This window comes from Nocardia sp. NPDC020380, assembly GCF_044386975.1.
In the GTDB taxonomy this organism is placed as follows: domain Bacteria; phylum Actinomycetota; class Actinomycetes; order Mycobacteriales; family Mycobacteriaceae; genus Nocardia.
On record NZ_JBIRVQ010000002.1, the window covers coordinates 597488 to 618873 of the forward strand.

A 21386-nucleotide genomic window follows, 5' to 3' on the forward strand; every position below is an offset into this window, starting at 1 on the left:
ACTATGACACTTGTGTCATAGTCTGTCGAGGGGTGGGGAACACGCAGGGGTTCAGTGCGTGTGGGCGGCGAGGAATTGGGTGAGTACGCCGTAGGCGATCTGGGTGGACCAGTTGCCCCAGACACCGTTGAAACCGTGGTCGGCCCAAGGCAATACGACCGTCCGGTGTGTGACGCCGACGGTGGCGAGCCGGTCGTCGAGGGTCGTGGCCTGCTTGGGTGGCACCAGGTGGTCTCGGGAACCGATGAGTTGCAGGGTCGGCGGTAGGCCCGCGCGGACGTAGGTGATGGGTGACATCGCGCTGTATTCGGCGGGCAGGGTCTGTGGAGTGCCGCCGAAGACCTTTGTTTCGACCTCGGAGGCCAGTGCGGGTGCACCGGAGTCGTGCATGAGCGGTCCTACGGCGGTGGGGCCGAAGAATGAAATCACGGCGCGCACAGGTTGTTCGGGTACTGCGCACGATGGTGGATAGGCGCCGGTTCCGGGTGTGTAGGCGGCCAGCAGAGCGAGATTGCCGCCTGCCGAACCGCCGGTGACGGTGATATTGCCCGGATCGATGTCGTAGGTCTGCGCGTGCTGGGCGACCCAGCCGATGGCGCACTTCACGTCCGAGGCCTGCACTTTCCACCGCGGCGGCGGGGAGAGCCGATAGTCGATGTCGAAGACCGTGTAGCCCTGATCGACCAGCCACTGGCCCAGCATGGCGTCATCGCCGCGGCTGCCTTCGATCCACGCGCCGCCGTGCACGTCCACGATCGCGGGCCGGCCGGGCGCCGGATGCGGGCTGCGTCGCACGTCGAGCCGCAGCGGCTGCCCGTCCGGTGTCGCGTAGACCTCGGTCGCGGTCGGCGCGGCGATATGCGGGCCGGAGCTGAAATACCTTGGCAGCGAAAGGTTCACGCCGTTCGCATTGGCGGTGCCGAGCGACATCGCCCAGGACAGCAACCCGCCGACGGCCGCGAGGACGGCGATGACGGCCACCCCCGCGGTCGCCAAGCGCCACCGCAGGCGCCACGCCGCCCACGCGAACAGCGCACCCGCCAGCGCGAACACCAGCAGCCACAGCGAGTAGGAGGTGACGATGAACGACACCAGCAGGCCCGGCGTCGGCAGTTTCGGCAGCAGCACTGTCGTGCATGCGCCCACGACCACCAGCGCCCACACCACGATCGAGCCGATCAGCAGGACTCTGCGCCAGTTCATCGCCCCTCCTCGAGCCGTCTCAGTTGCCTTGCAGGACAGGAAGTTCGAGAGTCTGGTCCGTTCCTGCCGCGATCGCCGTGCGATGCTGTGCGGTGCCGCCCCGGAAGGCGGATTCGCCGCCGGAGACGGTCACCCGGAGGCGGTGCCCCGGTTCGAACCGATGGACCAGTCCCTCCATTGTGATGGTGACCGGCTGGTTCGCGTCGAGGACGCGGACGGGGGATACGAGGCCGTTGATCACGGCCTGCTGTCCGTCCGGGGCCACATCGAGCATCTTGGCGAAGAGCACCAGCGAATCCTCCACCGTCCCGTTCAGCGGCCGTTCGGTCGCCAATCGCAGTGTCAGCCGGGGCATTCCGGCGACATCCAGGGGTGTGGTGGCGGGCTCGGTCGTCCACGAGGCGAAGGTGCCGGGGAGATCGGCGCCCGGCGCCTTGCGGACCGCCTCGAGATCGTTGCCGGCGGGAATACCCAGCGGAATAGTGTCGAAGGCGGCGGTGCCGGGCCGGATGGCCGCGGCATCCGATGTCAGTGTTTCATCACCGGACAGGTACAGCGTCGTCGACTCGGCGACGCGGGGTTCCGAGGCGGTGGCGTAAGGGCCCGCCGGATCGCCGGTGAACGGTACCCAGGGCCGGTAATACGCGAAACCCGGACCGGGATCGACCGGTTGATCCCGCAGATAGTGGTCGAACCAGGCCGAGGTCCGGGCATCCCAATAGTTCGCGACCGGATCCACCGCTTTGAAGTTCGAGCCCGGTTCCTGTTTCGTCGTGGTGTGCCCCATGGACATCCAGATCATCGAGGCCGGTACGCCGCGCTGCCGTAGCCCGTCATAGGTGGCCTTGGCCTCGTTGAGGTCGAACAGGGCGTCCTGCTGGCCCTGGATCAACAGCACCGGCACCTTGATGCGGTCGAGGTAACTCGATACCGAGGTGGTGCGTAGTCGATCGATCAGGTCCGGCGGCATGAACCCGGTGGGGGACAGGACCGCGCCGAGCGCCTGGCAGGCGACGTCCGCGGAATTCGGGCAACCCAATAGTCGCGCCGGATCCTGCAGGTACGCGCCGTCGGAGCGGGGACTCAATATCGCTCCGTCGGTGAACAATCCGAGCCCGAAGGTCGACTTCGCCGCGCCGGAAATCGCGCTCGACACCCCTTCCAGCTGCCCGGTGCTGTTGGGAGCGAGCGAATACGACAGATCGTTCCAGGTCGCCATCGGCACCAGCGCGTCGATCCGCGGATCGATCGAGGCCGCCGCGAATTGGATACCGCCGCCATAGGACCCGCCGACCATTCCGACCCGCGGATCGTAGCGATCCGCCTGTCCCGCGTGATCGACCGCGTCGTGCACGACGTAATTCAACCCCGCGACCGGCTGGGTATGCGCCTGATCGGTGAATGCGATGCCGTCGCGCCCGCCCAGGAAATCGACCAGCTGACTCGCGGCCTTCCCGTCGTATTGCGGATCGTCGAGCCGTGTCCGGCACCCGGATCCGCCGAATCCGAGACCCGAATAGGCCAGCACCGTGTAACCGTGTGCGGCGTAATAGGTCCCGGTGGATTCCTGCGAGTTCTTCGAACCACCCCACCCATTCGTTGTCAGAATGGCGGGCACCGGGTTCGCCGCACTCGCGTCCGACGGCGTGTACAGATCCCCTACGACATCACAGGCAATATTGTCATCGGGCCCGACCATGGTAGCGAAATGCAAAGTCTGCTTGGTGAATTCATCCGATGCGCCCTGCGCCACCGGCGCCGGCAGTACCGCGGCGGCAATGGCGAAACTCGCCGCGGTGCCGCATCCGCTGAGTGCAATGCGCCGATAATCCAACCGTCGCAATGTCATTCTCGACGACCCTTCCCCGTGCCGATTCGATTCCGGAACTGAACAGAGCGCAGCATATTTGACCGGCCGTAATTCGAGTTCGGTCAACGAGCGGGACACGCCGATCGGAACTGCGGCGGAACCCGGCGGTATGGCGCGCGGGTTACCTTTCAGCCGGTTCGGCCGGCGGAGCACGAGAGTTGGGAGCAATTGTGGCGGATCGCGGATCCGGATATCGGCTACTGCTGCGAGTGTGGCTCGCGGGCGCCTCGCTCGCCCTGGCGGTGCCGGCCGCACCCGCACAGGCCGACGATGCCGTGGGCACCGTTGTGCAGTCCCATCCCGTCTCCATACAACTGGACGGTATTCCGGCACCGGTCGCCGCGGATCAGCTGCTGTACCGCAGTACCGGCCAGCTGGACCAACCGGATATCGCGATTGCCACGGTGATCCGGCCCCCGGGCGCGACCGCGACCACGCGGATCGTGTCGTATCAGATGGCCTACGACACCTTGGGCGCGCAATGCGATCCCTCCTTCACCCTGCAGGGCGGTGGCTCGCGCACCTCGCTGCCGGCCATGGAGGCGAACCTCGTAGCCGCTTATATCGCAGCGGGATTCACCGTCGTCCTCTCCGATTACGAAGGACAGCGGCGGCGCTGGAGCGGCTGCGCATGGGCGCCAGCGGAACGTCGCGCGGACCCCTGCTGCTCGGGGTCGGCAACAGCGACGGCACCGGTGACGGCATCATGATCGTGAACGACGTCCGCGGCCTCGCCGCCGACTACTGCCGCCGCGGAATTCCCGTGCAGTACCGCGAATTCGCGGGTCTGGATCACAGCGAGGCGATCCTGCCCTTCGCGGCGGCGGCCTTCGGTTTCACCTCGGACCTGTTCGCGGGCCGTGCGGCCGCCGGCGATTGCGCGACGCTGACCTAACTGCGCAGCATGGACCCGACGAAGGTGCTGGCGGCCGCGCCGCCACCGGCTTCGGCGCCGACGTAGGGCAGCAGCGCGTGGGCGAGGTTGGGCAGCGGCATGCTCTGCAGCACGATCTCGCCCGGCCCGGTCAGCGCCACCAGCAGGAAGCCGTCACCGCCGAAGATCTTGTTGCGGATGCCGGGGACCGTGGTGATGCTGAATTGCACGGTCTGGTCGAACATTCCGACATGGCCGGGATGCACCAGCATGGTCTGGCCCGGGGCCAGGTTGTAGCGGGTCAGCTCACCGGACAGTTCGATCCAGGCGCGGCCCTGTCCCTCCAGCCGCTGCAGCCGGAAACCGTCGCCGCCGAACAGGCCGCTGCGGATCGACTGCTGCAGCGCCACACTGACATTCACGCCGGGCGTGCTGGCCAGCCAGCCGTGGCGGTGTACCAGCATGCTGCGCTGCGGGTGGATGTCGACCGGCACGATGTGGCCGGGCACCTTGGCCGCGAACGCGACCAGGCCGGGACCGTTGGTGGCCTGGTACTGGGTCATGAACAAGCCACCGCCGCCCGCGACCCGCTTGAGCGAGTTCATGAACCCGCCACCGTTCGGACCGCCGGTGGTCTGGGTCATGGTGATGTTCGGTGACATCCAGGACAATTCGCCGTGCGGCGTGATGACCGCTTCCCCCGGCGCCAACTGCATCTCCAGCACCGGCATCGTGCTGCCATTGATATTCGCCTGCACTACTACTCCCCGTAGATCCTGATCATGCGGCCGTCAGCATACGGCGGTAACGGCTCCCGCGCACAGGTGGATCCACCCGGAATGCGCGCCCGCCCGGCGGTATCGTCGAGCTGTGAATCTCCGCAGGCTGCAGTACTTCGTGGTGGTGGCCGAGGAGGGCAATGTCGGGCGGGCGGCGCGCCGATTGCGCATGTCCCAGCCGCCACTGAGTCAGCGCGTCCGCGAGCTGGAATCCGATATGGGCTGTGCGCTGTTCGTGTGCAGCGCAACCGGTATGCGCTTGACCGCCGCGGGGGAGGTGCTGCTCGAGGAGGCGCGCGGGCTGCTCGGCAGCGTCGAGCGGATCCGCTCCCGGGTACTGGCGGCCGCCGGCGATACCGCGCTGCGCATCGGCGTGCTCGGCCCCGGGCAGATGTCGGTGTCGGCCGGTATCGCACGGGAATTCGCGCACCGGCACCCCGCGGTGGCGGTGCGGCTGTGCGAGGGCGACTTCGGTGATCCCACCCTGGGTGTCGCGCGCGGGCAGGTGGATGTCGCCCTCACCGTCGCGCCCTTCGACGAGACCGGACTGCGGCTGTGGACGCTGCGCACGGACCCGCTGTTCGCCGCCGTCCCCGCGCAGGACCCGCTGGCGCGGCGAGACCGTTTGTCGCTGAACGATATTCGCGGCGCCCGGTCGATCCGGCTACCCGATCTCGTCGACCCGCTGTGGCGGGCCTTCTGGCAGCCGGGGGAGACCCCGGCCGGTCCGGTCGTCCGCTCGGTCGACGAATGCCTGCACGCGGTGCTGTGGCACGATGCGCCTATTGCATCGATACCCATGTGCGTGGCGCCGCCGCGGCCGGAGCCACTCGCGTCGAGATCGCGGAGGCATGTGCCGTGGCCGCCGCGGTGTGTGCGGGCGGAGCGACCGCGCACGGCCTGCTCGCCTTGCGCCTGCACGACGAAGCGACGGCTGCCGAACGCTGAAATATGTTGTGTCAAGGAATGATCAAGGAATTATCGGAGAATGATCGGCGTGATTGCGGGCCTTGATCATGTGCTGATAGGACGAATCCTATGCGCAGGACAGTCCTCAGTGCAGTACTCGCATCGGCCGCCCTCCTGAGCGGATGCGCGAGCCATTCGCCGGGCCCGGCCGCGCCCGCGATCGTCACGGTACGGGTCGATCAGGCCGGTCGGGACAAGCGATTCGAATTCACGCTGCACGGCGTCGAGACCGGATTGAAGTCGGTGGGCCGCAGCGGATTCGTGCAGAATACCGCGGCGGGCACGTACGTGATCGCGACCTTCTGGATCAAGAACATCACTACCGGTCCGCAGGATTTCCGGAATTCCGATGTGACACTGGTGGATACGCAGGGCCGCCGATTCGCGGTCGATGATTCGGCCACCATGACCTACAACCTCGATCACGCGGTCGATCCGACCTATACGGGGATGCCCGCGGGCAAGATCCTCGTCGCGCGCATGGTGTTCGATGTGCCGATGGATGCCGTCCTGTCACACGTCATGTTCCTCGATGACGTGAAGGCGACGCTGCTGTGAGCCGTCAGCGCAGTGCGAGCGCGAGGAAGAAGTCGACGCGGTCCTCGAGCCGGGACAGGTCGCGCTGGGTCAGTTCCTCGATGCGCTGAATGCGGTAGCGCAGCGTATTCACGTGCAGGTGCAGCAGATCGGCGCATTTGGTCCAGGACCCGGACACCTCGAGGAAGGTCTCCAGCGTGTGCACCAGATCCGACCGGTTGTCCTTGTCGTAGCTGCTGAGCGGATCCAGCAGCCGCACCCGGAACATCCGCCGCACCTCGTCGGGCACGCTGGCCAGCAACAGCATGTGCGTGGCCAGTTCGTCGTGGCGGACGATGCTGGTGGGTTCATTGCGCTCGGCGGCCATGCGCCGCGCGTAGCGGGCCTCCTCGACCGCGCCGCGCAGTCCCTCCCCGTCGACCGCGCCGCTGATACCGACGGCCAGCCGGCTCGAGTGCAATCCGGGTTCGAGGGTCTCGATCGCGCGATGGATGCGGTCATCGAGCAGTTGCTCCCCGCCCACCGAGACCAGCGCGATGGCCTCGCCGTCCACGACACCGACGGCAGGGCTTCTGTCCCACAGGATTTCGCGCAGCACCGCGCGCACCTCACCGGGCCGCACGGCCCCGGAGTCGGCGGTGGCGGCGACGGCCAGGTAGCGCTCGGACAGCCCGAGCCCGGTGAGTTCGAGCCGCGAGATGATCTCGGCCGGTTTGGCTTCGGACATGATCAGGTCGATGAGTTCCTGGGCGAGGCGCCCTTCGGCGCTCTGCCGATCGTCGAGCCGCGCGCGTTCCAGCGCGACCACCGCCGCGAGCTCGCTGGTGAGCGCCCGCCGCTCGTCGGGCCAGTCCTTGTAATCGCTCTGGAAGACCAGGAACCAGTCCGCGATCCGCGAGGTGCCGTCCGCGTCGACCGCGAACAGCGAGTACCGGGTGCCGTCGTAGGAAAACACGTGCGGCAGCCGCCGCGCGCTCAGGAAAGCGGCGCGCACCGCATCGGGCAGCTCGTCCGATGTGCCCGCGACCACACGCCCGATGGACGAGACCACCCAGCACGGTGTGCCCAGCGTGCGATGCACCAATTCCAGCACCGACCCGAGCCCGCCGCCGGCGACCAGTTGCCGGTGCCGGTCCAGGATGGCGGCCAGATCGGCGGCCCGCCCGACGGAGAGATGCCGGTTGATGGTCTCGGTGACGGTGGCGAAGGCGACCTTGGCGTCGACCCGGAACAGCGGGATCCGATGCTTGCGACAGGCCGCGGCGAGTTCCGGCGGCGGTTCCCCGAACAGCGCGTCACCCGCCGCGACGGCGGCGACCTTGGCCTGGGCCAGGTTCGCGATGAAGGTTTCGCAGTCCTCGGGCCGGGTCAGCCACTGCAGCCCGGTGAGGACGAATTCGCCGCCCGACATGTAGCGGCTCGGATCGAGCATGTCGGTGGTGACGACCCAGCGCACGAAGCGATCGAGCTCGTCCTCACCGGTGACGAGCCCGAGGCCCAGATCCGTCATGTCGAGCAGGGAACGTAACCGCATGATGGAGAGATCAAATCCCGTCGTTTCGGTGCCGGAATCGCTGTGACCAGCAATCGAGGGGCGACCGGTCGGTCGCCGGAGCATGACCTACGTTACACAAGCCGGGTCGTACGCTAACGATCGGTGACATGTGGGTTACCGGACTTGGATGTAGCTACAAACGAGCGCCAGTGAGGCAAGCCACAGGTTCGGAGGTCTCGGTGCTGCAGGACCCGGTACCGGGCCGGTTTAGTTAACCGGCAGAACGCCAATGGATGGAGGTCGGATGTCGAGTCGCCTGGAATGGCTCGGGTCGCTGTCCCTCGAAGACGCCGAATCGCAGCTGCTCACCTGCTGTGCCTCGCGGCGCTGGGCGCGCAAGATGGTGGCCAATCGGCCGTATGCGAGTGAGTCGGCATTCATCGAGGCGGGCGCCACGGGCGTCGCCGAACTGGAGTGGTCCGACGTGGAGGAGGCGCTCTCGGCGCATCCCCGGATCGGTGAGCGGCAAGCCAAGGCCGAGACCTCCGCGCAGGAGGACAAGTGGTCCAAGCAGGAGCAGGCCGGCGCCGCCGATGCCGATCCCAAGGTGCTGGCCGAGCTGGCCGCCGGAAACGTGGAGTACGAGAACCACTTCGGCCATGTCTTCCTGATTCGCGCCAGCGGCCGCAATGCCGCCGAGATGCTCGCGGAGCTGCGCCGCCGGTTGCGTAATTCGCCCGTCGCGGAGCAGGCTCAGGTCAAGATCGAACTGGCCGATATCACCGCACTCCGAATCCGAAAACTGCTGGGGCACATATGAGTCTTTCCACCCACGTGCTGAACGCGGCGACCGGCCGCCCGGCCGCAGGGTTGGCGGTGCGTCTCGAACGCGCCGACGGCACCATCCTCGCCGACAAGCACACCGACGCCGACGGGCGGATCAAGGATCTGCCTTCGCTGGAGCCCGGTGCGTACCGGCTGATCTTCCGGACCGGAGAGATCAGCCCCTTCTATCCCACGGTGACCATCGATTTCACCGTCACAGACGCGGCCGAGCACTACCACGTGCCGCTGCTGCTGAGTCCCTACTCCTTCTCCACCTATCGAGGTAGCTGAACAATGACGATCAAGCTCGGTGCGAACCGCTATGGAAAGGCGGAGACCCGCGTCGTCCGTGTGACGAAGAACGGTTCCAAGCACGAGATCCGCGACCTCAATGTGAGTTCGGCGCTGTCCGGCGATATGGAAGCGGTGCACTACACCGGCGACAACGCCAATGTGCTGCCCACGGACACCCAGAAGAACACGGTCTTCGCCTTCGCCAAGCAGCACGGCATCGCCTCCCCGGAGGCGTTCGGCCTGCTGCTGGCGCGCCACTTCGTGGATTCCCAGCCCACCATCCACCACGCCCGCGTGGAGCTGGAGGAGTACACCTGGGAGCGGAACGTGGTGGGCCTCAACGCCCATCCGCACTCGTTCGTGCGTTCCGGCCGCGAAACCCGTACCGCCCTGGTGCATTACGACGGCGACAAGGCCTGGGTCGTCTCGGGTCTGAAGGACCTGGTGGTGCTGAACTCGACCGGTTCGGAGTTCCACGGCTACATCAAGGACAAGTACACCACCCTGCAGCCGACCACCGATCGCGTGCTCGCGACCGAGGTCAACGCGCAGTGGCGGCACACCGGCGACAACGCCGAGTGGGACAAGTCCTACGAGGTCGTACGGCGTTGCCTGCTCTCGGCCTTCGCCGAGACCCACAGCCTGTCGCTGCAGCAGACCCTGTTCGAGATGGGCGAGCGCGTGCTCGAAACCTGCCCGGACATCGTCGAAGTCAAGCTGCAGCTGCCCAACAAGCACCACTTCGAGGTGGATCTGACCGCGTTCGGCCAGATCAACGGCAACGAGGTCTTCTGGGCGGCGGATCGCCCGTACGGCCTGATCGAGGGCACCGTGGTGCGCGAAGTCCCGACCGCCGGCCCGGCGTGGGATTGATTTACTGGTTTCTGGATGCCGTCCTGCTGGCGGCAGAGCGTGAGGCGGCCGCCGCATGAGCAAGATCGTCATCGAGAACGCTTACCTCGCACCGGTCGTCGGTGACGAGATCCCGGACGGGTATCTCGTCATCGGCGAGAACGGTCGTATCGAAGCCCTCGGCGCGGGACCGGCGCCGACGGTGGTGGGCGCCGAACGCCTCTCCGGCACCGGCTGCCTGGTGACCCCGGGCCTGGTGAACACCCACCACCACCTCTACCAATGGGCCACCCAGGGCCTGTTCCAGGACGCCACCCTGTTCGAGTGGCTGACCGGGCTCTACCGGCTGTGGGCGAGCATGGACGCCGATGTCGTCTACGGCGCCGCCTCCGCCGGTCTGGGCTGGCTGGCGCTGACCGGCACCACCACCTCCACCGATCACCACTACGTGTTCCCCAAGGGCCGTGGCGATCTGTTCGAGGCCGAGGTGCGCGCCGCCGCCGAACTGGGCCTGCGCTTCCACCCGTGCCGCGGGTCCATGGATCGCGGGCAGTCGCAGGGCGGCCTGCCGCCGGACGAGGTGGTCGAGAACCGCGAGGAGATCCTGCTCAATACCGAGGAGATCCTGAACAAGTATCACGACCCGTCCTTCGACTCGATGCTGCGCGTCGCGGTCGCGCCCTGCTCGCCGTTCTCGGTGAGCAAGGAGCTGATGATCGATTCGGCCGCGCTGGCCCGCCGGCACGGCGTGCGCCTGCACACCCACCTCGCCGAGACCCTCGACGAGGAGGAGCACTGCCTCGAGCAGATGGGCTGCACCCCGGTCGAATACATGGAGCAGCTGGGCTGGCTCGGCGACGACGTGTGGTTCGCCCACGCGGTGCACCTGCACGACAAGGACATTCGCCGTTTCGCCGAGACCGGCACCGGCTCCGCCCACTGTCCGACCTCCAATGCCCGGCTGGGCGCGGGCATCGCGCGCGTCAAGGATCTGCTCGCCGCCGGCGCGCCGGTCGGCCTGGGCGTGGACGGCGCGGCTTCCTCCGAACTGACCTCCATGGCCGGGGAAATGCGCCAGGCCATGCTCTTCCAGCGCGCCGTGCACGGCCCCAAGGCCATGACCGCGCGCCAGGCCCTCGAGGTCGGCACTCTCGGCGGCGCCCGGAACCTGGGCCGCCACAACGAGATCGGCTCGCTGGAGCCGGGCAAGCTGGCCGATATCGCGATCTGGCAGGTGGACGGCTTCCGCGCCGCCATCCAGGATCCGGTGTGCGCGCTGGTCTTCGGACCGCAGCCGCCGCTGGCCCGCCTGCTGGTGGGCGGCAAGACGGTCGTGGAGCGTGACGAGCTGAAAACCGTTGCGCACGACCAGGTCGCCCGCAACGGCGTCGCCGCGCGGAAGCGGATCATGCGTCAGGATCCCGGGAACCGAGGCTGAGATGACGACCTCCCGCGGCGACGTGTCCATCGGCCGGATCCTCGCCACCGTGCACATCGCCGAGGATTTCGAGTTCGGCATGCGCTACGAGTACGGCGCCACCGCGACCGGAAAGCTCACCTACGCAAAGGTTCTCAGCACCGACGACGGCGGGATGGCTGGATTCGATGCGAAGCAAGCCTGTTCCGCGCACGAGTCGATGATGGACAAACTCGCCTACGTGCTCGATATGGACCCGATCCGAGTACGGCAGCTCAATGCAGTTATGGAGGAGATTCAGTTCGCCGGCGGCACCAGCACAGGTGTGTCGTCGTCTCCGGAAGACATCATCCGGAACCGTTGATTAACAGGGGCAGACCGCAATTCCGCGGTAGAGACTCCACAACAAACAGCTCGAATCCGCAGCCCGGGAATTCCCTGTAACCCGGGCCGCAGGTCGGCTACGCCCAAAGGAGGGCAGCCATGACCCAGACACAAACCCCGATCGCCACAGCGGAAGCGCGGAGTTCGGCACTCGACAAGTTCTTCCGGCTGTCCGAGCGCAGAACAACCATAACCCGTGAAATCCGCGGCGGTATCACCACATTCGTCGCCATGGCGTATGTCATATTGCTGGTTCCGCTGATTCTCGGCGGCGTCACCGATATCAACGGTGACAAACTCAGCATTGCGCAGCTGACCACCACCGTCGCCTTCTCCGCCGGTCTGACCACGATCCTCATGGGCCTGGTCGGCAATGTGCCCCTCGCCTTGGCCGCCGGTCTCGGACTGGTCCCGGTCGTCGCCTATCAGGCGGCGCCGCACATGACCTGGCCGCAGGCGATGGGCCTGGTGGTGCTGATGGGCATCGTCATCGTGGTGCTGGCCGCCACCGGGCTGCGGACGATGATCATCAATGCGATTCCGCTGGCGATGAAGAACGCCATCGGGGTCGGCATCGGCATGTTCATCGCCATGATCGGGCTGGTGTCCTCCGGGGTAGTGGGTCACGGTTCGGCCTCCGGTCCGCCCGTGACGCTGGGCGTGGACGGTCACCTGTCCGGTTGGCCCACCTTCATTTTCGCGTTCGGCCTGCTGCTGATGCTGGGGCTGTTCATCCGCAAGGTGCCGGGCGCGATCCTGATCAGCATCGCGCTCTCGACCGTGCTGGCGATCGTCGTCAACGCCATGGTCAAGATCGACCCGAAGTCCTGGGGCACGGTCGTGCCGGAGAAGCCGAAATCGCTGTTCGCCACGCCGAACTTCGGGCTGTTCGGCCATATCGACCTGTTCGGCGGCTTCGCCACCGCGGGCGCCATGACCGCCACCGTGGTGCTGTTCACGCTGGTGCTCACCGGCTTCTTCGACGCCATGGGAACGGTTTTCGGCGTCTGTGACGAGGCCGGCCTGGTCGACGAGCAGGGGCAGGTGCCCGGGATGGGCAAGATCCTGACCACCGACGGTGTCGCCCAGATCATCGGCGGTCTGACCGGTGGCGCGGGATCCACGGTCTACGTCGAGTCCGCGACGGGTGTCGGCGAGGGCGCCCGTACCGGTCTGGCGAGCGTGTTCACCGGTGGATTGTTCTGCGTCGCGGTGTTCTTCACCCCGATCGCCGCGGTCGTCCCGATCCAGGCGGCCTCCCCGGCCCTGGTGCTGGTCGGCGCGCTCATGATGACCCAGGCCCGCAAGATCGATTGGAACGATCTGGAGGTCGCGGTGCCGGCCTTCATCACGATCGCGCTGATGCCCTTCACCTACTCGATCACCAATGGCGTCGGCGCGGGCCTCATCGCCTACACGGTGATCAAGCTCGCGCGCGGCAAGTTCCGCGAGATCCATTGGCTGGTGGCCGTGGTCAGCGTCGTGTTCGTCGCCTACTTCGGCATCAACGGCATAGAAGCAGCATTCGGGAGATAAGTGATGCGCGACATCGCGGCACAACTCATGGCATGGCATGCGGCGGGCAAGGATTACGCCGTCGCCTCCATCATCGGGATTGGCGGGAGTGCGCCCCGCCCGATCGGCGCGGCCCTGGCCGTGGACGCCGACGGCACGGTCGTCGGAAGTCTTTCCGGTGGCTGTGTGGAGGGTTCGGTCTACGAGTTGTGCCGCGAGTCGCTGCGATCCGGTACCGCGGCGCGGGAAACCTTCGGCTACAGCGATGCCGACGCCTTCGCGGTCGGATTGACCTGCGGCGGAACCATCGAGGTGTTCGTCCAGCCGGTGAGCGCGGGCAATCGCGAGGCGATGGCGGCGGTCCTGAGAGCTGAGGGGGAGGCCGTGGCACTGGTCCGCGACCTCGACAGCGGCGCCGTGCTGGCGCTGGGCACCTGGTGGGCCACCGGAGCCGATTTCGACGAACGCGTACTGGCCGAGGCGCGAGCCATGCTCGATGCCGGCACCACCGGACTCCGCACCATCGGTTGTGATGCCGCCGAAGTCACCGTCTTCATCGAATCCCATGTGCCGCCACCGCGGATGATCGTCTTCGGGGCGATCGACTTCGCCGCGGCGACCGCCCGCATCGGCAAGTTCCTCGGCTACCACGTCACCGTGTGCGACGCGCGGGCGGTTTTCGCCACCCGCGCGCGTTTCCCGGACGCCGACGAGGTGGTCGTGGAATGGCCGAACCGCTATCTGGAACGTATCCGGGTGGATTCCCGGACCGTATTGTGCGTGCTCACCCATGACGCCAAATTCGATGTGCCGCTACTGGAAGTGGCCCTTCGCCTGCCGGTGGCGTTCGTGGGGGCCATGGGCTCCCGCCGTACCCACGAGGACCGGCTCGCGCGCCTGCGCGAGGCGGGGGTGACGGAAGCCGAACTGGCGCGCCTGCGTTCGCCCATCGGGCTGGACCTGGGCGGGCGCACCGCGGAGGAGACCGCGGTCTCCATCGCCGCGGAGATCATCGCGGTCCGCAAGGGTGGATCGGGACTGCCGCTCACCGGGAGCCGGGGGGCGCTGCATCGCGACAGCGTGCCCATCCCGGATCTAGAAGTGCCCGATACGCTCGAATTCGCCGATATCGCGCCTAGCGAAGATCGGCCGACACCTTCCGGCCCACTTCGGACAGGAGCGGCACCGCTCGATCGATGAGCTCCTCGGTCATCCGGCCTGCCGGTCCGGAGATCGAAATGGCAAGCCGGGCAGGGGCTTCGGGGACGGCGACCGCGACGCAGCGTACTCCGAGCTCCTGCTCGCCGTCGTCCATGGCGAAGCCGGTGCGCGCGGTGACCTCCAGCTGGCGGGCGAATTCCGCGGGGTCGGTGACGGTGTGGTCGGTGTAGCGTGGCATCCCGGTGCGCTGCAACAGCTCCCGGACCCGCTCGGGCGGCATTCCGGCCAGCATGGCCTTGCCCACGGCGGTGCAGTGCGGGAGTACACGCCGGCCCACCTCGGTGAACATGCGCACCGAGTGCCGGGAGGGCACCTGCGCGACGTAGACGATCCGATCCCCGTCCAGCATGGCCATATTGGCGGACTCGCCGAGTTCGTCCACCAGCCGGGTCAGATGCGGCCGCGCGGTGAGGCTCAGCATGCGCGCGGAGGTCTCGCCCAGCTTGATGAGCTTGGGGCCCAGCGCATACTGGCGCGACGGCTCCTGATGCAGATATCCCAGATCGACCAACGTACGAACCAGGCGGTGAATGGTGGGGAGCGGTAACCCCGATTCGGTGGCGAGTTGTGAGAGACCCATCATGCCGCCCGCGTCGGCCATGGTTTCCAGCAGCGCGAACGCGCGCTCGATGGATTGGACGCCGCCGCGTCCCTTGGCCGAATCTTGTTCAGTCACTGTCCCGCCTCGTCGAGATTTCCGGATAGCGGAAGTTTACCGACGTGTCGCCGATCTTGCCGGAGGTAGCCTGTTGCCCATGCGGTTGCGCGCTGAATTCACCACCGAACCCTTCGACGGCGAAGGTGATCCGCCGCCCCATGCCACCGAGACCTTCGCCGCGCTCGAGAAGCTCGGTCTGACATGCGAATTCGGGCCGCTGGGCACCGAGGTCGCGGGTCCCGGCACGGTTCTGCTGCCGGCCCTGCAGGAAATGCTCGCGGTGGCCTTCGCCAATGGCGCGACCCGGGTGACGCTGCAGGTGGAGCAGGCCGGCGATGGGGAGCGGGCGCAATGAGCGAACGTGCCGGGCCGGACCTCACCCACCCCGTGCTGGTGCTGCTCGCCCCCTTGCTGGAACGCGTGGGCGGCACGCTGATTCGTGCCGAGGACCGTTTGCCCGATGATGTCCCGCTGGTGTGGGAGGGCGAGACGCTGGCCTGTGTCCGGCTCGGCGCGGCCGATCCCGAACCCGCCGAGAGCGCGGAGGGCATCGGCCGGATCCTGAGCGAGGTGGCCGCCGAATTCGGGACCTCGCTGGCGGAGTTGCCGCGCGCCGAGAAGCAGCGGGCGGTGCGCCTGCTCGAAGAACGTGGTGCGTTCAGTTACCGCAAGTCCGCCGAGACGGTGGCCGAGGCGCTGGGCGTCACGCGCTTCACCGTCTACAACTATCTCAACCGAACCCGCGCCTGACCGGTCGCCCGGGCCGTTCGACGCTTCCGGAAACCCACTGCTCAGCAGTGGGTTTTCTGCGTTTCCTGGACAGTTGCCGGACTGTGCGGTTGACTGCATTTCAAGAGATTTCAACAAACTGTTGACGTGAGCGCGTGACCTGTGACACTATTTCGTCAGTCGGAATAGAACTTCCGCAATGCGAGAAAGAGCAGGATATGGTCACTGTCGACGAGTTCAACGAGGTAGAGGGCGCCGCTATCCGGCCCGCTCTGCTCGAGTGCTGTGATGTGCCCGCTTGGGCCGACGCCCTGCTCGGTGCCCGGCCGTTCCCGGACCTGGACAGCCTGCTCGACACCTCGGATCTGCTCGCCGACACGTTCACCCGCGAGGACGTGGACCGCGCCCTGGCCGCGCACCCGCGCATCGGCGAACGCCGCGAGGGCGAGGACCGCGGCGCCGCCTGGTCGCGCGAGGAACAGTCCGGCGTGGCCGCCGACGTGGAGACCATCGCCTCCCTGGCGTCCGCGAACCGCTTGTACGAGAAGCGTTTCGGCCGCGTCTTCCTCATCTGCGCCACCGGGCTGACCTCCCAGGAGATCCTCAACGCGGTGCTGCTGCGGCTGGGCAACGACGAGGACACCGAGGCCAAGGTGGTGGCCACCGAGCTGCGCAAGATCGCGCGCCTGCGCCTGCAGAAGGTGGTCTCCGCCGGCCGCGCCACGATCGCCGAATCGGCCACGACGGGAGAATCCGCATGAGCGCCATCACGACTCACGTGCTGGACACCGCCCGGGGCCTGCCGGCCGAAGGCGTCCCGGTCCGCCTGGTACTGATCGGCGAGCCCGATCGCCACGATGCCCCGGCCCTGCTCGGCGTCGGCGTCACCGATGCCGACGGCCGTATCGAGAACCTCGGCCCCGACCACCTCGAATCCGGCCGCTACCGGCTGGTTTTCGAGGTCGCCGCGTATGCCGCCCGCACCGGGCAGGACTACTTCCTGTCCCAGGTCGACATCACTTTCACCCCCACCGGCAACCGCGCGCACTATCACGTGCCGCTGCTGCTGTCCCCATTCGCTTGTTCTGCCTACCGAGGGAGTTGATTCGTTTCCATGGCCATTCAGCTTGGACAAAACCAGTACGGCAAGGCCGAGAACCGGGTTGTGCGCGTCTACCGCGACACCGATCGGCACACCATCCGCGACCTGAACGTCTCCACCGCGCTGCGCGGCCGCTTCGAGGACGCGCACATCACCGGTGATCAGAAGGACATCCTCCCGACCGACACCCAGAAGAACACCGCCTTCGCCTTCGCCAAGGAGAAGGGTGTCCGCACCATCGAGGAATTCGGCCTGGACCTGGCCGACCACTTCGTCTCCCGCTGCCCCGGCGCCGACGGCGCGCGCATCGAGATCGAGGAATACGCCTGGGACCGGATCCCGGTAGACGGTGCGGGACACGATCATTCGTTCGTGAAGGCCGGTGGCGGCACCCGGACCACGGTCGTCAATATCGACGGCTACGGCGCGCAGCGCCAGGCGCACGTGGTCACCGGCATCAAGGATCTGGTGCTGCTGAAGTCCACCGGCTCGGAGTTCAACGGCTACTTCGAGGACAAGTACACCACCCTGCAGCCGACCAAGGACCGCGTCATGGCGACCTCGCTGGTGGCCCGGTGGCGCTACGACCACACCGATGTGGACTGGGACAAGTCCTACGCCGCCATCCGCGCCACCCTGCTGCGGCAGTTCGCCGTGGTGCACTCGCTGGCCCTGCAGCAGACCCTCTACAGCATGGGTCGCGCCGTCCTCGAGCAGCACCGCGAGGTCGCCGAGATCAAGTTCTCGGCCCCGAACAAGCACCACTTCCTGGTGGACCTGAGCCCCTTCCACGTGGAGAACCCGGGCGAGGTGTTCATCGCCGCCGACCGCCCCTACGGCCTGATCGAGGCCAGCCTGAATCGCGACGATGCGACCCCCGCCGGCAATGCCTGGCTCGGCGTCCCCGGGTTTTGCTGAGGAGAGAGCCGTGTTCGGCGTGAAACTGCAAGGGCGAGAACGACATACCGGGCCCGAAGACGAGCGTTATTCGGTCGGTAAGACCATCGCCTACGGAGCCCAGCACATTCTGACGATGTACGGCGGTGTGATCGCGCCGCCGCTCATCGTCGGCGGCGCGGCCGGACTCTCCGGCCCCGACATGGCCCTGCTGGTCACTGCCGGACTGTTCGTCTCGGGCGTGGCGACCCTGCTGCAGACGCTGGGCCTCGGCCCGGTCGGCAGCAAACTGCCCATCGTGCAAGGCATTTCGTTCGCCACCGTGTCGACGATGGTGACGATCTCGCACACGGGTGGCCTGCGCTCGGTCTACGGCGCGATCATCGTCGCCGGCCTGATCGGCCTGGTGCTGTCCACCTTCGTCGCGAAGCTGATCAGGTACTTCCCGGCGGTGGTGACCGGAACGATCATCACCATGATCGGCCTGTCGCTGCTGCCGGTGGCCTTCACCTGGGCGCTGGGCAACGATTCGCACCACGCCGGGTACGGGTCGATGAGCAATATCGGCCTGGCGGGTATCACGCTGCTGATCATCCTGGTGGTCAGCAGGCTGTTCCAGGGCGCGATCTCGCGATTGTCCATCCTGATCGGCCTGATCGCGGGCACCGCCATCGCCGCCCTCATGGGGAAGACCGACTTCTCCGCGGTGGGACAGACGAAAGTGATTGCGCTGCCGTCGATCCTGCCCTTCGGCTCGCCGACCTACGATATCGGCGCCATCGTCTCGATGACGATCGTGGTGCTGGTGATCATGACCGAGACCGTGGCCGACGTGATCACCATCGGTGAGATCATCGAGACCAAGGTCGACACCCGCCGGGTCGCGGCCGGCATCCGCGCCGATATGGCCGCCTCGACGGTGGCCCCGCTGTTCGGGTCCTTCCCGTGCAGCGCGTTTGCGCAGAACATCGGCCTGGTCGCGCTGACCGGAATCAAGAGCCGGTTCGTGGTGGCCACCGGCGGTGGCATCCTGCTGCTGCTCGGCTTCTTCCCGATATTCGGCGCGGTGGTCGCCGGAATTCCGTATCCGGTACTGGGCGGCGCGGGAGTCGTGCTCTTCGGAACCGTTGCGGCCAGCGGTATCCGGTCGCTGGCGCGGGTCCAATTCCACGACAACCTGAATATGGTGATCGTCGCGGTGGCAATGGCCTTCGGGCTCATTCCGATTGCCGCGCCGACATTTTGGGACGCATTCCCGCAATGGTTCGCGACGATCATGAATGCCGGTATCACCGGCACCGCGATCGCGGCGATCCTGCTCAACTTGCTATTCAACGAGTTGCGTATCGGGAATCGTTCGGGCGCCTCCGTCTTCGCCGCGGCGGATGACGAACGCGATCGGCTGGACGAATCTACGAACTCGACCCCGGAACAATCTCCACGATTGGGTTGATCACGGCTTTCGAACCACACGTGATCGCCGACATAATTTCGACCGACGGGGGAGGAAGGACCTTACAATGCCCCTCATTTTCCTGAATGGCGGCGCCATGCGTGGCGGTCCGCTGAACCACCTGCTCGAAGGCGCGCCCTTCGCCGGTGAGGTGAAAACCGCAGCCCGCTACCGGTTCTATTCGGTCGGCGATCGGTTCCCGGGTCTGCACCCGGTCTCCGACGGCGGTGCCTCGATCGCCGGTGAGTTATTCGATGTATCTATGGATACGCTGCGCGCCAGCCTGCTGCCGGCCGAGCCGCCGGAGCTGGAACTGGGCGTGATCGAACTCGACGACAACCGCTCGGTGCTGTCCATGCTGCTGCGCCGGTCGCCCGTTTCCTACACGCAGCTGGTCGATATCACCGAGATCGGCAGCTGGCAGACCTATCGCGAAGGAATCCGATGAGTTTCACCACCGGGGGCGTGCCCCGGAAATTCGACGTCAACTGCTCGATCCTCTTCACCGACCTGCCGCTGCTGGAACGCGCCGCGGCGGCCAAGGCGGCCGGATTCGACGCGGTCGAATTCTGGTGGCCCTTCGGTGAAGACGCCACGCCGGGCGACAAGGAGATCGACGCCTTCGTGCGTTCGATCGACGACGCCGGCGTGCAGCTGGTCGGATTGAATTTCATCGATCTGATTCCGGCGGGGCGGGGCTTGGTCTCCGTGCCGGGGGCAGAGACCAAGTTCCGCGATAACGTGCCGGTCGCCGTCGGCATTGCCGAGCGGCTCGGTTGCAAGGCGCTGAACGCGCTGTACGGCAACCGGATCGAGGGCGAGAGCCCCGAGCAGCAGGACGAGCTGGCCCTGGAGAACCTGCGTTTCGCCGCCAAGGCCGCGCAGGGCATCGACGCCATCGTGCTGCTCGAGGCGCTGAATGCCATTGAGTCCCCGGCTTATCCGGTGGTCTCCAGTGCGCATGCGGTGCGCATCATCGAGCAGGTCGGCGAGCCGAACGTGCGCTTCCTGTGCGACCTCTACCACCTCGCCCGCATGGACGAGAACCTGACTTCGGTGATCGAGAACTACGGCCGCTGGTTCGGCCACGTGCAGATCGCCGATTCCCCGAACCGTGGCCGGCCGGGCAGCGGCGAGCTCGACTTCGCGCAGCTCTTCGGCGCCCTTGACGCCATCGGCTACGACGGCTACATCGGCCTGGAATACAAAGACCCTGAACTGGATTGGGAGTGGATCAAATGAGTGAAGCATCGCGCAGCGATTCCGTGAGGGGTGGCGGCCGGGCGACGGGTGGGCGCAAGATCGGTTTCGTCGGCCTCGGCATCATGGGCGGCCCCATGGCGGGTCACCTGGTCAAGGCCGGCCACGAGGTCACCGGATTCGACCTCTCCGAGGCGAGCCTGGAGAAGCTGAAGGCCGCCGGCGGCGCCACCGCGGGCAGCGCGGCGGAAGCGGTGCGCGACAAGGACATCGTGATCACCATGCTCCCGCAGGACGAGCACGTGGAGGCGGTCTTCGCCGATGTCCTCGAGCACGCCGCCGAGGGCACCCTGTACATCGACTTCTCCACCATCACCCCCAAGACCTCCCGGTGGACCGCCACCGAGGGCGCCAAGAAGGGCCTCAAGGTCCTCGACGCCCCCGTATCCGGTGGTGAGGCCGGCGCCGTGAACGCCGTGCTGTCCATCATGGTCGGCGGCAGCCAGGCCGACTTCGACGCCGCGCTGCCGATCTTCGAGACCGTCGGCAAGGTCGTCGCGCTGGTCGGCCCGAACGGCGCCGGTCAGGTCGTGAAGGCCGCCAACCAGCTGGTCGTCGGCGGCACCTACGCCCTGGTGGCCGAGGCGATCCTGCTCATGGAGGGCCTGGGCGCGGACGCCGAGGCCGGCCTGGACGTGCTGGCCGGTGGCCTCGCGGGCAGCCGCATCCTGGAGCTGAAGCGCAAGTCCATGCTGGAGCGCAGCTTCGCGCCGGGCTTCCGGATCGACCTGCACCACAAGGACATGGGCATCATCCTGAATGCCGCCCGCGACGCCGATGTGTCGATCCCGATGGGCGCGCTCACCGCGCAGCTCATCGCCGCCGCCCGCGCCATGGGCCACGGCTCGCTGGACCACTCCGCCCTGCTGCTGGTCGCGGAAGCGCTGTCCGGCAAGGGCTCCAAGGCTTGACAACCACTGAACTCCGGGTGGTGGAGGAGCACGGGCAGTGTGCCCTCCACCTACCCGCGGGCTGGGTGATCACACCCGGCCCGGCGCGAGTGCTGGGCCGGGCCGAGCGCCCGCTCGAATACCGAAACACGGAGAACTGAC

At 67.0% G+C, this 21386-nt stretch carries 26 protein-coding genes and 1 pseudogene; 22 read left to right on the forward strand and 5 right to left on the reverse strand.

Translation table 11 applies throughout. From position 1 onward, the window contains the following. Positions 1 to 51 precede the first annotated feature (51 nt). Together ACH438_RS06545 and ACH438_RS06550 are read right to left on the reverse strand one after the other, a co-directional pair. Positions 52 to 1203 carry an alpha/beta hydrolase fold domain-containing protein gene (locus ACH438_RS06545; RefSeq protein WP_397001919.1) on the reverse strand — a complete coding sequence of 384 codons (1152 nt, stop codon included), beginning with the start codon at positions 1201 to 1203 and terminating at the stop codon, positions 52 to 54. A gap of 19 nt (positions 1204 to 1222) precedes the next feature. Next, entirely contained in the window at positions 1223 to 3052 is a 1830-nt protein-coding gene (locus tag ACH438_RS06550) for an alpha/beta fold hydrolase (protein WP_397001921.1), read from the reverse strand. Between the two features lie 191 nt (positions 3053 to 3243). Here ACH438_RS06550 and ACH438_RS06555 point away from each other — a divergent pair, with 191 nt between their 5' ends. Further along, complete coding sequence (locus ACH438_RS06555) at positions 3244 to 3783, forward strand: hypothetical protein (RefSeq protein ID WP_397001923.1); 540 nt, start codon at positions 3244 to 3246, stop codon at positions 3781 to 3783. Then, positions 3780 to 3968 (forward strand): hypothetical protein, encoded by a 189-nt coding sequence (locus tag ACH438_RS06560; RefSeq protein ID WP_397001925.1) that lies wholly within the window; start codon positions 3780 to 3782, stop codon positions 3966 to 3968. The genes ACH438_RS06555 and ACH438_RS06560 overlap by 4 nt, the downstream gene beginning before the upstream one ends. On the opposite strand, the gene ACH438_RS06565 is transcribed toward ACH438_RS06560, so the two are convergent. After that, a complete protein-coding gene (locus ACH438_RS06565) occupies positions 3965 to 4705 on the reverse strand; it encodes a TIGR00266 family protein (protein ID WP_397001927.1) in 741 nt (246 codons plus the stop codon). The two genes, ACH438_RS06560 and ACH438_RS06565, sit on opposite strands and share 4 nt — an antisense overlap. 112 nt (positions 4706 to 4817) lie before the next feature. Between ACH438_RS06565 and ACH438_RS06570 the strand changes: the two are divergent. The 3 genes and pseudogenes from ACH438_RS06570 to ACH438_RS06580 form a co-directional block, all read left to right on the forward strand. After that, positions 4818 to 5483: pseudogene (locus tag ACH438_RS06570) on the forward strand (LysR family transcriptional regulator); the annotation flags it as partial. Further along, positions 5477 to 5674 carry a carboxymuconolactone decarboxylase family protein gene (locus ACH438_RS06575; protein ID WP_397002322.1) on the forward strand — a complete coding sequence of 66 codons (198 nt, stop codon included), beginning with the start codon at positions 5477 to 5479 and terminating at the stop codon, positions 5672 to 5674. The pseudogene ACH438_RS06570 and the gene ACH438_RS06575, both read left to right, overlap by 7 nt. 90 nt (positions 5675 to 5764) lie before the next feature. Next, positions 5765 to 6253, forward strand: a complete 489-nt coding sequence (locus tag ACH438_RS06580; protein WP_397001929.1) for a DUF4352 domain-containing protein — start codon at positions 5765 to 5767, stop codon at positions 6251 to 6253. A 4-nt stretch (positions 6254 to 6257) separates the two neighbouring features. Here ACH438_RS06580 and ACH438_RS06585 read toward each other — a convergent pair whose 3' ends face one another. Beyond that, a complete protein-coding gene (locus ACH438_RS06585) occupies positions 6258 to 7766 on the reverse strand; it encodes a PucR family transcriptional regulator (RefSeq protein WP_397001931.1) in 1509 nt (502 codons plus the stop codon). Positions 7767 to 8031: 265 nt separating this feature from the next. Between ACH438_RS06585 and uraD (ACH438_RS06590) the strand changes: the two genes are divergently transcribed. The 7 genes from uraD (ACH438_RS06590) to ACH438_RS06620 all read left to right on the forward strand — a co-directional run bounded on the left by uraD (ACH438_RS06590) (position 8032) and on the right by ACH438_RS06620 (position 14214). Continuing rightward, positions 8032 to 8547: a 2-oxo-4-hydroxy-4-carboxy-5-ureidoimidazoline decarboxylase gene (gene uraD / locus ACH438_RS06590; protein ID WP_397001933.1), complete on the forward strand. Its 516-nt coding sequence runs from the start codon at positions 8032 to 8034 to the stop codon at positions 8545 to 8547. Continuing rightward, on the forward strand, positions 8544 to 8843 hold the full coding sequence (uraH, locus tag ACH438_RS06595) for a hydroxyisourate hydrolase (protein ID WP_397001935.1): 300 nt from the start codon (positions 8544 to 8546) through the stop codon (positions 8841 to 8843). Before uraD (ACH438_RS06590) ends, uraH (ACH438_RS06595) begins: the two co-directional genes overlap by 4 nt. Before the next feature lie 3 nt (positions 8844 to 8846). After that, a complete protein-coding gene (pucL, locus tag ACH438_RS06600; RefSeq protein ID WP_397001937.1) occupies positions 8847 to 9719 on the forward strand; it encodes a factor-independent urate hydroxylase in 873 nt (290 codons plus the stop codon). Positions 9720 to 9774: 55 nt separating this feature from the next. Then, positions 9775 to 11136: an 8-oxoguanine deaminase gene (locus ACH438_RS06605; RefSeq protein WP_397001939.1), complete on the forward strand. Its 1362-nt coding sequence runs from the start codon at positions 9775 to 9777 to the stop codon at positions 11134 to 11136. Between the two features lies 1 nt (position 11137). Then, positions 11138 to 11479 (forward strand): hypothetical protein, encoded by a 342-nt coding sequence (locus tag ACH438_RS06610; protein ID WP_397001941.1) that lies wholly within the window; start codon positions 11138 to 11140, stop codon positions 11477 to 11479. 119 nt (positions 11480 to 11598) lie between these two features. Then, the gene (locus ACH438_RS06615; RefSeq protein ID WP_397001943.1) at positions 11599 to 13035 is read left to right on the forward strand and encodes an NCS2 family permease; all 1437 of its coding nucleotides are present in this window, start codon (positions 11599 to 11601) and stop codon (positions 13033 to 13035) included. 3 nt (positions 13036 to 13038) lie between these two features. Continuing rightward, positions 13039 to 14214 (forward strand): XdhC family protein, encoded by a 1176-nt coding sequence (locus ACH438_RS06620; protein WP_397001945.1) that lies wholly within the window; start codon positions 13039 to 13041, stop codon positions 14212 to 14214. On the opposite strand, the gene ACH438_RS06625 is transcribed toward ACH438_RS06620, so the two are convergent. Then, on the reverse strand, positions 14150 to 14911 hold the full coding sequence (locus tag ACH438_RS06625) for an IclR family transcriptional regulator (protein WP_397001947.1): 762 nt from the start codon (positions 14909 to 14911) through the stop codon (positions 14150 to 14152). The genes ACH438_RS06620 and ACH438_RS06625 overlap by 65 nt on opposite strands. Before the next feature lie 79 nt (positions 14912 to 14990). On the opposite strand from ACH438_RS06625, the gene ACH438_RS06630 reads away from it, so the two are divergent. The 10 genes from ACH438_RS06630 (at position 14991) to ACH438_RS06675 (ending at position 21385) form a co-directional block, all read left to right on the forward strand. After that, positions 14991 to 15248 (forward strand): thiamine-binding protein, encoded by a 258-nt coding sequence (locus tag ACH438_RS06630; protein WP_397001949.1) that lies wholly within the window; start codon positions 14991 to 14993, stop codon positions 15246 to 15248. Further along, positions 15245 to 15643, forward strand: coding sequence for a helix-turn-helix domain-containing protein (locus tag ACH438_RS06635; protein WP_397001951.1), 399 nt, complete (start codon positions 15245 to 15247; stop codon positions 15641 to 15643). The genes ACH438_RS06630 and ACH438_RS06635 overlap by 4 nt, the downstream gene beginning before the upstream one ends. A 197-nt stretch (positions 15644 to 15840) precedes the next feature. Then, positions 15841 to 16383 (forward strand): 2-oxo-4-hydroxy-4-carboxy-5-ureidoimidazoline decarboxylase, encoded by a 543-nt coding sequence (uraD, locus tag ACH438_RS06640; protein WP_397001953.1) that lies wholly within the window; start codon positions 15841 to 15843, stop codon positions 16381 to 16383. Further along, positions 16380 to 16727 (forward strand): hydroxyisourate hydrolase, encoded by a 348-nt coding sequence (uraH, locus tag ACH438_RS06645; protein ID WP_397001955.1) that lies wholly within the window; start codon positions 16380 to 16382, stop codon positions 16725 to 16727. The genes uraD (ACH438_RS06640) and uraH (ACH438_RS06645) overlap by 4 nt, the downstream gene beginning before the upstream one ends. 9 nt (positions 16728 to 16736) lie before the next feature. Beyond that, positions 16737 to 17642: a factor-independent urate hydroxylase gene (pucL, locus tag ACH438_RS06650; RefSeq protein ID WP_397001957.1), complete on the forward strand. Its 906-nt coding sequence runs from the start codon at positions 16737 to 16739 to the stop codon at positions 17640 to 17642. A gap of 10 nt (positions 17643 to 17652) precedes the next feature. Continuing rightward, positions 17653 to 19074, forward strand: coding sequence for a nucleobase:cation symporter-2 family protein (locus ACH438_RS06655; protein WP_397001959.1), 1422 nt, complete (start codon positions 17653 to 17655; stop codon positions 19072 to 19074). Between the two features lie 67 nt (positions 19075 to 19141). After that, positions 19142 to 19522 carry a gamma-glutamylcyclotransferase gene (locus ACH438_RS06660; RefSeq protein WP_397001961.1) on the forward strand — a complete coding sequence of 127 codons (381 nt, stop codon included), beginning with the start codon at positions 19142 to 19144 and terminating at the stop codon, positions 19520 to 19522. Further along, complete coding sequence (locus ACH438_RS06665) at positions 19519 to 20316, forward strand: hydroxypyruvate isomerase family protein (protein WP_397001963.1); 798 nt, start codon at positions 19519 to 19521, stop codon at positions 20314 to 20316. The genes ACH438_RS06660 and ACH438_RS06665 overlap by 4 nt, the downstream gene beginning before the upstream one ends. After that, positions 20313 to 21245 carry an NAD(P)-dependent oxidoreductase gene (locus ACH438_RS06670; RefSeq protein WP_397001965.1) on the forward strand — a complete coding sequence of 311 codons (933 nt, stop codon included), beginning with the start codon at positions 20313 to 20315 and terminating at the stop codon, positions 21243 to 21245. Before ACH438_RS06665 ends, ACH438_RS06670 begins: the two co-directional genes overlap by 4 nt. Continuing rightward, a complete protein-coding gene (locus tag ACH438_RS06675) occupies positions 21242 to 21385 on the forward strand; it encodes a hypothetical protein (protein ID WP_397001967.1) in 144 nt (47 codons plus the stop codon). The genes ACH438_RS06670 and ACH438_RS06675 overlap by 4 nt, the downstream gene beginning before the upstream one ends. Position 21386 lies beyond the last annotated feature (1 nt).

Excerpts from the sequence above, each read along its gene's own strand:
- ACH438_RS06545 (WP_397001919.1), bottom strand. The coding sequence starts at position 1,203 with ATGAACTGGCGCAGAGTCCTGCTGATCGGCTCGATCGTGGTGTGGGCG.
- ACH438_RS06550 (WP_397001921.1), bottom strand. The coding sequence starts at position 3,052 with ATGACATTGCGACGGTTGGATTATCGGCGCATTGCACTCAGCGGATGC.
- ACH438_RS06560 (WP_397001925.1), top strand. The coding sequence starts at position 3,780 with ATGATCGTGAACGACGTCCGCGGCCTCGCCGCCGACTACTGCCGCCGC.
- ACH438_RS06575 (WP_397002322.1), top strand. The coding sequence starts at position 5,477 with ATGCCTGCACGCGGTGCTGTGGCACGATGCGCCTATTGCATCGATACC.
- ACH438_RS06580 (WP_397001929.1), top strand. The coding sequence starts at position 5,765 with ATGCGCAGGACAGTCCTCAGTGCAGTACTCGCATCGGCCGCCCTCCTG.
- ACH438_RS06585 (WP_397001931.1), bottom strand. The coding sequence starts at position 7,766 with ATGCGGTTACGTTCCCTGCTCGACATGACGGATCTGGGCCTCGGGCTC.
- uraD (WP_397001933.1), top strand. The coding sequence starts at position 8,032 with ATGTCGAGTCGCCTGGAATGGCTCGGGTCGCTGTCCCTCGAAGACGCC.
- uraH (WP_397001935.1), top strand. The coding sequence starts at position 8,544 with ATGAGTCTTTCCACCCACGTGCTGAACGCGGCGACCGGCCGCCCGGCC.
- pucL (WP_397001937.1), top strand. The coding sequence starts at position 8,847 with ATGACGATCAAGCTCGGTGCGAACCGCTATGGAAAGGCGGAGACCCGC.
- ACH438_RS06605 (WP_397001939.1), top strand. The coding sequence starts at position 9,775 with ATGAGCAAGATCGTCATCGAGAACGCTTACCTCGCACCGGTCGTCGGT.
- ACH438_RS06610 (WP_397001941.1), top strand. The coding sequence starts at position 11,138 with ATGACGACCTCCCGCGGCGACGTGTCCATCGGCCGGATCCTCGCCACC.
- ACH438_RS06615 (WP_397001943.1), top strand. The coding sequence starts at position 11,599 with ATGACCCAGACACAAACCCCGATCGCCACAGCGGAAGCGCGGAGTTCG.
- ACH438_RS06620 (WP_397001945.1), top strand. The coding sequence starts at position 13,039 with ATGCGCGACATCGCGGCACAACTCATGGCATGGCATGCGGCGGGCAAG.
- ACH438_RS06630 (WP_397001949.1), top strand. The coding sequence starts at position 14,991 with ATGCGGTTGCGCGCTGAATTCACCACCGAACCCTTCGACGGCGAAGGT.
- ACH438_RS06635 (WP_397001951.1), top strand. The coding sequence starts at position 15,245 with ATGAGCGAACGTGCCGGGCCGGACCTCACCCACCCCGTGCTGGTGCTG.
- uraD (WP_397001953.1), top strand. The coding sequence starts at position 15,841 with ATGGTCACTGTCGACGAGTTCAACGAGGTAGAGGGCGCCGCTATCCGG.
- uraH (WP_397001955.1), top strand. The coding sequence starts at position 16,380 with ATGAGCGCCATCACGACTCACGTGCTGGACACCGCCCGGGGCCTGCCG.
- pucL (WP_397001957.1), top strand. The coding sequence starts at position 16,737 with ATGGCCATTCAGCTTGGACAAAACCAGTACGGCAAGGCCGAGAACCGG.
- ACH438_RS06660 (WP_397001961.1), top strand. The coding sequence starts at position 19,142 with ATGCCCCTCATTTTCCTGAATGGCGGCGCCATGCGTGGCGGTCCGCTG.
- ACH438_RS06665 (WP_397001963.1), top strand. The coding sequence starts at position 19,519 with ATGAGTTTCACCACCGGGGGCGTGCCCCGGAAATTCGACGTCAACTGC.
- ACH438_RS06670 (WP_397001965.1), top strand. The coding sequence starts at position 20,313 with ATGAGTGAAGCATCGCGCAGCGATTCCGTGAGGGGTGGCGGCCGGGCG.